This is a genomic window from Emticicia soli, assembly GCF_037860775.1.
Taxonomy (GTDB): Bacteria; Bacteroidota; Bacteroidia; order Cytophagales; family Spirosomataceae; genus Emticicia; species Emticicia soli.
In genome coordinates, this window is the sequence record NZ_JBBEWC010000008.1 from 1 (window position 1) to 12,553 (window position 12,553).

The 12,553-nt window shown below is 39.9% G+C and carries 8 protein-coding genes and 1 tRNA gene; 3 read left to right on the top strand and 6 right to left on the bottom strand.

Going from position 1 to position 12,553, the window contains the following annotated elements; all coding sequences use genetic code 11:
• Positions 1 to 76: 76 nt before the first annotated feature.
• From WAE64_RS13785 to WAE64_RS13805, 5 genes are all read right to left on the bottom strand, one after another.
• The gene (locus WAE64_RS13785) at positions 77 to 511 is read right to left on the bottom strand and encodes a type II toxin-antitoxin system death-on-curing family toxin (RefSeq protein WP_340237385.1); all 435 of its coding nucleotides are present in this window, start codon (positions 509 to 511) and stop codon (positions 77 to 79) included.
• A 1-nt stretch (position 512) separates the two neighbouring features.
• Complete coding sequence (locus WAE64_RS13790) at positions 513 to 1,523, bottom strand: DNA-binding protein (RefSeq protein ID WP_340237386.1); 1,011 nt, start codon at positions 1,521 to 1,523, stop codon at positions 513 to 515.
• A 124-nt stretch (positions 1,524 to 1,647) separates the two neighbouring features.
• A complete protein-coding gene (locus WAE64_RS13795; RefSeq protein ID WP_340237387.1) occupies positions 1,648 to 2,136 on the bottom strand; it encodes a hypothetical protein in 489 nt (162 codons plus the stop codon).
• Between the two features lie 206 nt (positions 2,137 to 2,342).
• Positions 2,343 to 2,415 (bottom strand) — tRNA-Thr (locus WAE64_RS13800).
• A 158-nt stretch (positions 2,416 to 2,573) separates the two neighbouring features.
• On the bottom strand, positions 2,574 to 4,835 hold the full coding sequence (locus WAE64_RS13805) for a DUF349 domain-containing protein (RefSeq protein ID WP_340237388.1): 2,262 nt from the start codon (positions 4,833 to 4,835) through the stop codon (positions 2,574 to 2,576).
• Between the two features lie 405 nt (positions 4,836 to 5,240).
• Between WAE64_RS13805 and pdxH the strand changes: the two genes are divergently transcribed.
• The 3 genes from pdxH to WAE64_RS13820 all read left to right on the top strand — a co-directional run bounded on the left by pdxH (position 5,241) and on the right by WAE64_RS13820 (position 8,557).
• Complete coding sequence (pdxH, locus tag WAE64_RS13810; RefSeq protein ID WP_340237389.1) at positions 5,241 to 5,882, top strand: pyridoxamine 5'-phosphate oxidase; 642 nt, start codon at positions 5,241 to 5,243, stop codon at positions 5,880 to 5,882.
• 145 nt (positions 5,883 to 6,027) lie between these two features.
• Positions 6,028 to 7,629, top strand: a complete 1,602-nt coding sequence (locus tag WAE64_RS13815; protein ID WP_340237390.1) for a GMC family oxidoreductase — start codon at positions 6,028 to 6,030, stop codon at positions 7,627 to 7,629.
• Between the two features lie 307 nt (positions 7,630 to 7,936).
• Entirely contained in the window at positions 7,937 to 8,557 is a 621-nt protein-coding gene (locus WAE64_RS13820) for a class I SAM-dependent methyltransferase (RefSeq protein ID WP_340237391.1), read from the top strand.
• A 75-nt stretch (positions 8,558 to 8,632) separates the two neighbouring features.
• Here the strand turns inward: WAE64_RS13820 and WAE64_RS13825 are convergent, their stop codons facing one another.
• Positions 8,633 to 12,391, bottom strand: a complete 3,759-nt coding sequence (locus WAE64_RS13825) for a T9SS type A sorting domain-containing protein (protein WP_340237392.1) — start codon at positions 12,389 to 12,391, stop codon at positions 8,633 to 8,635.
• Between the last annotated feature and the right edge of the window lie 162 nt (positions 12,392 to 12,553).

A 12,553-nucleotide genomic window follows, 5' to 3' on the forward strand; every position in this document is an offset into this window, starting at 1 on the left:
TGTTTAAAGTAAAATTAACATTTTAGCTAAATTTTACCTTGACACAGTTTAATTTACAGTCTCCATAAAGATTTATTTATAACCCACTTTTAGCCGCTATAATTTTTAACTTCAATGCTTCACTATAATCATTTTCATAAATCAATGAATAGATTATCTCAAACAATAAGTCTTTATCGATTCTATTATCAGCTACGTCAACTGCAATATTTTCTGTTTCCTGAATGAATCTTCTCACAATAAGCTCGCAATTATTAATCTCAAGAAAGTACGCCGATAATGCTATTGACGCTCTTTTGTTACCATCAGCAAAGCAATGATTTTTATTGATGGAAAAAAACAAATGGGTGAGTTTATCTTCTAGCGTTTCATAGTAAAAATCGTTTTGAACATGCTCTAGTGTGCTTGTTAGTAAACCAGCATTCAGAATACCAAACGAGCCACCACTGGTTCTGATAATTTCGTCATGGGTAAAAATAGCGTGTTCTGTATCGAAGTATTGGAAGCTCATTTTATCTGTCTTTTAGTCGTTTAAAAACGTCTAAAAGTTCAGGACTATCCACTATCCTTTCTATTAGACTTTTGCTTTTTTCTCCCAGAAATTTTTCATAATCAGTGCTGCTCATTGCACCAATATAAGATTCTAACTTGGTGTGAATCGCATCACGCAAACTATAATCTCTGCTAGCCATGTTTCTTCGAGCTTCTTCTAAAAGAGGAATCCAGAATCTTTGTTGAGTAAAGTCATTTATTAGTATATTCAATTCTTCTGGTGCTAGCTTTCTTTGTAGTTTATCTGACTGTTGTTTCATGGTATCAGCAATACCAATTTCAAATGAAGAAATTAACCTCAAGATGTCAGAATACATAGTATCTCTTTCATTCTCCTTTTCTTCTAATTGTAATATAGCTTTATACTCATTGGCATCTTCCTTAAAAATAGCTTTGTATATTGCATCTTTATAATAGGCATATTTATAATTACCCATTTCCAGATACAAATTCAAAGCTTGTGTAAACTCTTTGTGATATAAAGGTTCTTGCAATGTCGCAATCAGAAAATCTTCATCTCTTTGATTGATGTACTTTGTCGAACCTCCCAGTTTTTGATTTAAGGTATCAATTACTATATCTAAAATTCTACTTCGTAATGCTTTCGCTTTTTCGCTTTCAGTAAGAAGCATTCCTAAATTTAAGAATGAGCGAAAGTTAAAAAGACCTAACTGAGGAGCTTTTAAGCCCGTTTTTAATTCCCCTTTTAACTCGTCTTTTAATTTTTTAAGTAAACCTCCTTTAAAGTTTACATAGCCATTGCGTTTTAACTCCTCTTCATATTTTATAAGATATCTTTTAGTAGTCCTTTTATCAATACCAAAAAAAGTTTCTACTTGTTGACTTGTGAAAAGATATTGCCCCTCGAATAGTATTCCTTTTATCCCTATATAGTTTTGTATATTTTCAATAGCAATAGAGTTGTTAAGGATATTTTGTCTGTCTATTTCTGAGTTCGTTAAATCTTTCATAGTAGTAATTCTAAATGTTTGTGACATTAATGTCACAAACGTTGTGTAATATGTTGATTATAAGGGATTTATTTTTCTTAAAATTAGTTCTTCTATTTATTCTTCGAAGTAAAATACGATATACCTAGCAGAAGCAGATTTTTATTTTCAAGTTTAAAATGAAAAATAGTATGGCTATAAATATGATTGTTCCATGTAAATAGGAATAAACTCTATCTCTCCTAAAATAATCCTTATTACTATATATTTTTTCAACATCTTTTTTTATCATATTGAATACTGGTTCTGCTATTGAGCTCGCACGTTCTGCTCGTTTCTGGTGCATTTTTATAAAAGGTCTAGTCTTAGTAATAAAAATTATTGCAACAACGTTTATCACCAAAATAAATAAAAATGCTATAAAAGAATTTGCAGTAGTTAATTTTTCAGGGTCGCTTAAGCATAATACACACAGACCAGCGCTTATTGTAATAACATAGTTACAGAAATTTTCTCTTCTTGACTCTAATTTATCTATTCTATCATATTGTGATTGATAGAATATGTGAAAACTTTCATAATGGTTAAAATCATCAGTCTTTTTAGGCTTTTTAGTCTTTTCTATATCTTTCATTTTAATATAAACATAAGGCGTTTTAATTGACTAGGTAATTAGTGAGAGACAAATTGAACAAATGTTAAATATTGCCGTAAGTTTTGTTAAAGATAATTTAGTATTCTGGATAAAAACAAAACCTAAAGTATTTTTATTTTGCGGTAATTTTTTTAATACAAAACAAAAAAAACTCCAAGACAAAGTCTTGGAGTTTCAATTTTAAGAGCCCCCAGCCGGGATCAAACCAGCGACCTACTGATTACAAGTCAGTTGCTCTATCAGCTGAGCTATGGAGGCATTTTATTTCTGATTTCAGCGCTTCGTGTTACCCGTTGTTCTGATTTCGTGATGCAAAATTAGTACTTTCTGATATACCACGCAAGCGTTTTTTTGAAATATTTTTTAATAATTTCTTAACTCGTTGAAGGCCAACGAGTTAAGAAATAAAATTTTTTTTAATTCGCTGCTACTATGATTTTCAACTTCTGTTTTAGCTCTGCTAATTCTTTTTCTGCGCCTTTTATTTTCTCTTCGTACTCGGCACGAACAGCATTGGCGTTTTTAGAACGTGCAAAAAATTCGATGTTGTTTTGCCATAGACTGATGTCGTCTTCAAACTTCTTCATCTTACGACGAATATCGTTTTCTTTCTTATCAAGCTCTCTGCTGTTGCCTTTGTCGTTTTTCAAGGTAACATCAACTTCGTTTTGCAACAACATTTTTTCTTTCTCTGTACCACTTACGCCCGAGCTGGCTTTTACATAGGCATTAATGGCATCAACAAAGCGGCGTTGAATGTTTTGCATCTCTTTGCGAGGTACAAAGCCTATTTCGTTGTAGCGTGCCTTAAAGCCCGGTAATTTGCTTAGGTCGGCTTCGCCTGCTTTGGCTGCGGCTTCAATCTCGTCGCAAAGGGCAATTTTCTGAGCCAGGTTTGCCTCGTATTCTTTTTCTACTTCGTTGCCTTTGGCACGTTTGCCGTTAAAGAAGGCATCGCAGGCTTTCTTGAAACGGTCGTAGATTTTATCTTTGAATTTCTCAGGTACGTGGCCAATCGTTTTCCAGGTTTTTTGTAGTTCTACAACTCTGTCGGTATTGGCAGGAGAGAAGTCGCCCGATTCCAACAATACTTCTACTTGCTCGCACAACGAAGTTTTGGCTTTCAGGTTGCTTTCTCTTTCGGCTTCCAGTTTATTGAAGAACTCACCTTTGTTACGGAAGAAAGTTTTCAACGACGACCAGAACTCACGGCTGATTTCCTTGCCTTTTTCTTTCGGCATGGCACCTTTTATTTCGTTCCATTGGTCTTGTATCGCCAATATCTCTTTCGTTTTGGCGTTCCATTCGTTTATACTATCAGTATTGAAAGCAATATATGGTTTCAGGTTCTCAACCAATCGAGATTTTGCCTGATAAATTTCTTCCTGCAAAGCACCCGCTTGCGACGATTGCTCACGGCGTTTGTTATGAATAATATCAAAGGCTGCTTTCAGGCGTTTCCAAAGCTCGTCTTGTGCTTCACGCTGTGCCGGGCCAATGTGTTTGTATTCTTCCAACAAATCATTCGCCTGGCGTAGCGTAGTGTTGCTCAAGCCGCTTTCTTCCAAAGTTTTGGCTATGGCTTCAATGCGCTCTACTATCTCGGTTTTGGCCGTCAGGTTTTTCTTGCGGTCAAGGTCTTTCAGTTCGTTCTGAATATGACGGATACTGAAATATCTGTCAATCAAAGCGTTGTAGGCCGACCACAACGAAGTATTGTGCGGAGAGTTTACGTTTCCGGCCGCTTTCCAATCTTCTTGTAGTTTCTTAAATTCCTGCCAGTTGTTTTTAGTACCGCCTTGCTCTTCTTGCTCTACTATTTCACGCAGGCGTTGTAACAAACCTGTTTTGCGTTCGAAATAATCTTCTTTCTGGCGTTCTATTTTCTGGAAGAAACCATTTTTTGCATCACGTATCTGAGCGCTCAATGATTCAAAACGAACCACAAAATTGTCGTTCTTAAACTCAAAGCCCTCGTTGTTGCCGTTGTCTGCAATATATTTTTTCAATGCCTCCGATTTCTCACGTGCTTTCAGGTCATCAAATATCGGTTTGATTTCCTTCATTACGTTGTCGGCATTTTTTACGTCTGAAATATTAACACCCTCGGCTTTGATAGAAGCCAATAGTTTTTCGCCAAGGTCTACGAAATCCTTTTTAGAGAAATTGCTGTAATCTACCTCTTCAGTGCTAACAGGCGCAGCCTCTTCGTCTCCTAATTCAAACGAATGAGGTAGTTCCTCGGCGCTCGCTTCTTCAACCTCAACCGGCTTCGGCGATACCTCTACCATTACCGTTGGGTCGGTGCTTACTACAATTTCTTCCATTGGGCTTTCGTCAGCACCCAACACAGGCGTACCGGTTTCGTCGGTTGCTGCGGGGTCTGTTACAATAGCAACGTTTTCAATGGGAGCTTCTGTTGTTGTCGGCTCATCAGTAGTAGTAGCCGAAACAGGAGTTTCTTCTGTGCTTTCAGCAACGGGCGCATCATCGTTCACCTCTTTTGTGCTGTTTTCAACAGGTTCTTCACTTGAAGTGTCGATGGAATCTTTCGGTTCGTTCATAATTTCTTTAGAGTCTTGAGTATTGGCCGAAGCCTCTGCATCTGTTAAAGAAGATTCTTTTACTTCGGCAGCATCAGTCACGGTTTCTGCTAAATCGAGTTCTTTGTGCGTCATTTGTAAATGTTACGATTCGTAGTAACGTGGAATGTTTTCATTAAGATTTGCAAATGTAATAAATATACTAATACTTTTGCTTAACAATCCACAGAGAGTATTTGTAAAAATTATTTATCGGGAAAAACCACCTGATTTTAGCCCAATTAAGCAATATTTGCACTTACTCTATGGTTTTTGAAAATAAATTTACTTGATTCCCCAACCCGATAAGCATCAGTTAGTAACAAAAGGCCTGAGTGCTAAAGTTGTTTTTATTTTAGAAAGACCAACATATAGCGGCCGGAGGAAAATAAAAAAGACTATTGTATCATCAGCGCCATGCTACCAGGTGTCGGGTTTGTTCGTTAAACTGAACAGTCTCTATATTTAAATACGTAAAAAAGGCATAAAACGTTGCAAAAAATGAATAAAAAAACAGATGTAGCATCGCTTCGACTTAATTATTTACTCAACGAATTAGTTGAAGAAAATGTTTTAGAAAACCCCATTAAACAATTTGAAAAATGGTTTAACGAGGCCGTTGACGCAAAAGTGCTTGAGCCAAACGCCATGCATCTGGCTACAATCTCCAACGGTAAGCCACATGGCCGAATTGTACTGCTAAAGGGATTTGATGAGAACGGATTCGTTTTTTTTACGAATTATGAAAGCAATAAGGGTAAAGAAATGGCCGAAGTGCCTTTTGCTTCGCTGACATTCTTCTGGGGTGGGATGGAGCGACAAGTGCGCATTGAAGGACAGATTGAAAAAACCAGCGCAGCGGAATCAGACGAGTATTTTCAGGTGCGCCCACGTGGTAGCCAGATAGGGGCATGGGTTTCGAAACAATCGAGCGTTGTGAGCCGTGAAGAATTAGAAGCCCGCCAGCAGCAGCTTGAAGCACAATACGGCGATGGGTTTATTCCACGCCCGCCACATTGGGGAGGTTACAGGCTGATACCCGAAAAAATAGAATTCTGGCAAGGCCGCCCCAGCCGCCTGCACGACCGTATATTGTTTACGGATATTGACGGTAGCTGGAAAATTGAGCGTTTAAGCCCGTGATTTTGGGATGAATGTTGTGGATAAACCATTGCTTGAATTAGATTTTTTAAATGCCTCATTGGGTAGAGACAGGGCACTGCCCTGTCTCTACGTGTACACATTAAAAATTTGTTACGTTCATAATTCAACCTAAACATTCAACACCATGACCTACGACTACATCATTATCGGAGCCGGTTCGGCGGGCTGTGTGCTGGCCAATCGCTTGTCTGAAAACCCAAACCACAAAGTGCTGCTCATTGAAGCAGGCGGGCCTGATAAGAAAATGGAAATCCATATTCCGGCAGGCTATGCCAAACTACACCGTACCGAGGTCGACTGGGGCTATTACACCGAGCCGCAAGCCCACGTATTGAACCGACGCATTTATTTGCCACGTGGCAAAACGCTGGGTGGGTGTAGCTCAACTAATGCAATGGCTTATGTGCGGGGTAATAAAGAAGATTACAACGATTGGGCCGATATGGGTAACGAGGGCTGGTCGTATGAAGAAATTCTGCCTTATTTCAAGAAATCGGAGCATAACGAGCAGATTAATAACATTTTTCATGGGCAGAATGGCCCGCTCAATGTAACGTTTGCCAAGCATTACAAAACACCATTTACCGATGCATTTGTGCAGGCTTGCGTAGAAAAAGGCTTCAGCGAAAACAAAGATTATAATAGTGATAAGCAAGAGGGTGTATCGTTGATGCAGTTTACAATAAAAGATGCCAAGCGACACAGTGCCGCCACGGCGTTCTTGAAGCCAGCCATGAGTCGCCCGAATCTGATGGTTTATACCAATACTTTAGTAAAACAGGTTTTGATTGAAAACGACCGAGCCGTTGGCGTAGAAGTGATACGTGGCCGAAACAATACCGAAAAGATTCTGGCCAGCAAAGAAGTGATTCTTTCGGCAGGCTCTTTCAATTCGCCACAAATACTCATGCTATCAGGTGTGGGCGATAAAGACGAACTCAAAAAAGCGGGCATAGCCTGCAAAGTAGAATTGCCAGGCGTAGGCAAAAACCTGCAAGACCACCTGTTTATGGGTGTTACGGCACTGTCTCGCCAGCAATTCGGGCAAAACCATCATTTATCAAAGTGGAATCAGGCGAAGGCATTGGCGAAATATCTTTTCACCAAAAAAGGTATCCTGACAATCGGGCCTTTAGAGGCCACAGCTTTCGGCATGACCGACGATAGCCCCGATAGAGTTAATTACCAATTCCACTATGCCTCGGTACAAAATGGCGACGATTATACGGTTGATATGTATGATATCACAACCTATCCGCTCAATGACGGTTTTACTGTTCTGCCAACTTTGCTTCGGCCTAAAAGTAGGGGTTATGTGGGTATCAGAAGTAATAATCCGCTCGATGCACCGCTTATTCAGCCTAATTTCTTATCAGAAGAGCAAGACAGTATTACGTTGCTGAAAGCCACCAAAAAAGCCATTGAGGTAATGAACGCCAAAGCCTTTGATGTGTACCGAGACAGGTTGATTACCCCACCCGACCAAAGCTCTGACGAGGCTATTTTGTTACACATCAAAAAGCAGCTCGAAACCGTGTATCACCCCGTAGGCACCTGCAAAATGGGAAACGATGAAATGGCAGTTGTCGACGACCAACTGCGAGTAAAAAACATAGAAGGGCTAAGGGTAATTGACGCCAGCATTATGCCAACAATTGTATCAGGCAACACCAATGCGCCTGTATATATGATAGCCGAAAAGGGGGCAGATTTGGTTTTGAAATAGGGGAGGACTTTTAATAAGAATTGTAAGAGAAAATATTAAAAAATAAATAATTCCTATTTCGTAGAGACGACATGCTGGCGTCTCCAAGGGTTTGTCAAAATATTAAAATTTAGCTATTGAATTCCATCTTTCAAATGAAATTCTGGGATTTCATAGACCAATGGAGACGCCAGCATGTCGTCTCTACGGAATAGGATTTTTTAAGGAATTTTCGTTGGCCAACGAAACAAAAATAGCCTATCATAACCCATAAAACAAATCTAAAATGATAGCGTTTTCGCTCATCATCTAATACATAATTAAACCCATGAGCAAGAATCTTAAATCCCACTGGGACGAAGTTTATAAAACTAAAAATTTTGAAGAAGTAAGCTGGTTTCAGGCTGAACCCGAAACCTCAATTCAGTTTTTTGAGAAGCTAAAACTGCCTAAAACCGCCAGTATCATTGATATGGGCGCAGGCGAAAGCCGTTTCGTTGATTATCTGCTCGATAAAGGCTATTCGAACATAACATTGGTCGATATTTCGGAAGAAGCACTCAATAAAACAAAGGCCCGGTTAGGTACAAAAGGCGAAGCACTTAAATACATTGTAGCCGATGCCGCAAAATTTAAAACAACCGAAAAGTACGATTTCTGGCACGACAGAGCCACTTTTCACTTCCTGACCGAAATAGAAGACATTGAGTATTATACCCAAAATATCTGTCGGTCGCTCAATTCAAAAGCTTATTTCCTGATTGGAACATTTGCTGAAGGTGGCCCGAAAAGTTGTAGCGGTTTAGAAATCAGTCAATACTCAGCCGACGATTTGAGCGAAGTATTTGCCCGTTGTCTCACACAAGAAAAGAGCCTCAAAGCCACCCACAAAACCCCTAACGGTACGGTACAGAAGTTTACATTTTGTTTGTTTAAATATGATGGGTGAAACCACATATTACATAAAAGACAGGACAACCTGCCCTGTCTTTTATGTAATAATAACGTACTAAAAAACTTCTCACTATTCTTTATAAATCACAACCTTTTTTGTCTCAACCGTATTATTTGCTTTCACTCTTAAAAGATAGGTTCCGGTTTGGTGAGTGCTTGCATCAAAGTCAAAAATATTACTTCCTTTAATTCCCGAATAAGTTTTAGATTTAATTTCACGGCCAGTCATGTCAGTTAAACCTACATTTACTTCTCCGTTCTCAATCAGGTTTACTTTAACTTTTATAGCGCCGCTTGTCGGATTCGGAGCTACATTCATAAATTCTACTTTTTCTTCAAAAGTCCGTGATGTTTCATAGGCTACTCTTAAGCCGCTTGGACAACTTGTACTTTCGAAGGTAAATAGGCGGTAATCTTCAACTTGGTCAGACAGATTGCCGTAAATTTGCAGACGGTTAGCATTCCCACCACTTTCATGGTCCCAGGTGTTTTGGTTACTTGGCGCACTTATTCGGTACGAGCCTGAATTGTTCTCAAAATTCCAATAATAATAATTGTTGCCTGACACAAAAGTACCCAAAACCATAAAACTACTATTGGTTACAGTATTGGCTTTTATTACCCGTCCGGTACCATCCATACTTGTTATTTTATAAGAACTACCAACCGATTCGAGTTTCCATTTCTGGTCGTTCTGGTTATTGGCGGCATTAATTTCAACACCTCCGCCCGACATCGCCTGTAAGTAATTATTATTAACAACCGATTTGATTTTATAACAATTGCCACTCACAATGCTGCCCGGTGGAAGCGATTCATTAGAAAAATAAGGTGTCCCATCTGACCAATTAAGTTGGTTGTAACCCGAAGGCGTCGGGAACACCGTTGAGTTTGGCACTTCTAAATTGTCATAATTACTACTAGGCCACGAGAAACAATTAACAAGATTGGCATAGTTACTATTGGCAAGCGTAACATCAGAGCGTTGAAGCATACCTGCTCCACGAACCACAAATTTATCAGGATTAGAAGAGATTCTTTGTGTAAGCCAGTATTGACCATGAAAATATCGAGCAACAAGCGTTTCACCTGTTACAGTCCATGTTCCCATAGTGAGGTTGTCTGAAAGTGCAGCGCATTGTCCGGCAGAGTAATAAGGTGTTCCGTCTTGATAATGAAGAAGCGAATAACCCGCAGGTGTCGGGAACGTCGTTGAGTTTGGTACTTCTAAATTGTCATAATTGCTACTAGGCCATGAGAAACAATTGACAAGATTGGCATAGTTACTATTGGCAAGGGTAACATCAGCGCGTTGAAGCATTCCTGCCCCACGCACCACAAACCTGTCTGGGTTCGACCCGATTTTTTGTGTAAGCCAATATTGGCCATGAAAATACCTTGCTATGAGCGCATCACCCGTTACAGTCCATGTTCCCATAGTCAGGTTATCCGAAATGGCCGAACATTGGTCTGTTGTGTAGTAGGTTACCCCATCTTGTCCGGTGAGCATAGTATAGCCACTTGGTGTCGGAAACTGGCTTGAGTTTGGCACTTGTAGGTTACTATTGCCGCTACTTGCCCATGAGAAACAATTGGCCAGACCCGCATAGTTGCTGTTGGCAAGCGTAACATCAGAGCGTTGAAGCATACCTGCGCCTCTCACAATAAATTTATCAGGACTAGACCCAATTTTTTGTGTGAGCCAATATTGCCCATGAAAATACCTTGCCACGAGCGCATCACCCGTTGCAGTCCATGTGCCCATGTTTAGGTTGTTCGAAATAAGCGTACAAGGGTTTGTTGTATAATAAGCTGTGCCATCTTGCCCGGTAAGCATAGTATAGCCGCTTGGCGTAGGAAACTGGCTTGAATTTGGTACTTGAAGATTGCCATTGTTACTACTCGCCCAAGAGAAACAACTGGTCAGATTCGCATAATTGCTGTTGGCAAGCGTAACATCAGACCGTTGAAGCATACCTGCCCCTCTCACAATAAATCTATCTGGGTTAGAGCCGATTTTCTGCGTTAACCAGTATTGGCCATGAAAATACCTAGCCACAAGTGGGTCACCTGTTGTAGTCCATGTACCCATGTTCAGGTTGTTCGAAACCGTCGAGCATCCGCCTACAGTTGCGCTATTCCAGCGTGCTGTTCCCAGAAATATCTGTCTGCCAGTAAGCGTAATGGTTTGGCTCCACCCGTTATAGCTTACAGTAACTTGCGTTTGTGTAGTTGGCGACGGTGCATAGGGATTCATAGCTGCTACAAGAATAGAATCTCCGCTAACCATTCCTCGCCAGATAGGAATATCGGTCATGCCTTTTGCATCTTTTTTAAAGATAGAAAAGAAATCTTGTCCGGCTGGTACAAAATGAATAGCGTTAGGGTCTTGCAGAATATGGTTAAAATGAGACAACCTATGCAAACCTTTTATTATGTATTCATAATGATGCTGGTTATGGTCGTTACCCATAATATCCCAGATATGGAAACCATCAGCACCAGCAACAATCGAAAATATAGCGTTGCCTTCACAATAAGCAGGGTCTTTGAGTGCCCACGTCAGGGTAGGGTCAGAGTTATACCTATCGTCTTTCATCCAATACCACGGTACTACGGGTTTATTGGGTGCCCATGCCTTTGCAAATTCAATGTCTTTAAGAATAAATTTCAGCCAACGCCCCGAATTCTGGCTGTAACTGCCACTCCAACCGCCATCGGTATAAGAGTTTACACCAATATGGTCGTAACCATCTAGTAAATGATTCCCAAACTGTGTGAAATTGGTGGTATCACGGTACATCATGTTGGTAAAGCTTACATCGCTTATAGCCTGTTGCCAGGTATAGGTAGTATCTCCGAATTTATCAGGTTCTTCAAGGTTGGTTGAATAATTACCAATTAAGGGCTTATCTACTACCGGAATCTGGTTAAATGCCTCTAAAACAGCATAATAACTTTTAATCTTGGCCTTATACCATTGCTTCTTGAAGTCGGCAAAGGGTAAAGATTGATACGATACAGGCATACCATTTCGCTCGGCCGATGCCGTAAAACCCGGTATCGATTCGTTCGAATTACAATTTGGATTTTGCACACATGCCAGAAAACTGTTTATGCCAGATGCCACCAACAAACCTGTGTTTGCATCTACATTAGAATAGGCCCGTTCCAGATTATACACCAACTCAAAATCAATACCTACCATATCCATGTTTTTGATTAAGGTACCGGCACTATCAACAAACCATGCTCTTAAATTTTGTTGGTTCTGAAAATTATAAGGTAGCGGAGGCGTTGAAGGAATTGGTGGGTTTCTGTTCGGGTTATAAGATAAATCACCGCCTTCCATAATGACATATTTATAACGCAGAACGGCTTCGTCGTGTGCAGCCTGATTGGTGTATCCTTCAAAACCCGAATTAAACGTAAAGGCAACTGTTTGCATTTCAAGGTATCGTTTTTTTCGTGGCGATTGCCACGAATCAATCGGTGATAGACCTATCTGATGCGTATAGCCCAGCTCATTTACCCATGTTTGGGAATGTGTAAAACCTCTTTTGAGAGGAGCTGTCCAATCCAGCCCAGACCACGAAAAGCCCGGAAACCAAACCAAATGATATTTGCTCGGAAGATGAAACTCCGGGAAGTTGGTCCATGAAATGGAGTTCAGATGCGTAGTATTATAGGCATTGGTAGTGTACGGATAATCGTAATTGACGAGATTGCTTGTTTGCGCATTTACCTGATGAACCATACCTGATAAGAAACTGAGAACCAGAGCAAAACCGCATAAAAGGTTTCGGAAAGAATTGTGTAAGTTTTTCATGATAATTAGATTTTTTGAGTTTATAGTACTAAGCAAAAAGAGTAATGAGGTAATCTTGAATGAACCGAAAAAATGATTTTAAGATTATTAATTGTTTGATTATTAAAGTATTAAGGCAATGGCGAGCCTCTTTCAATGTGCTAGATTGAAATACCTTATACT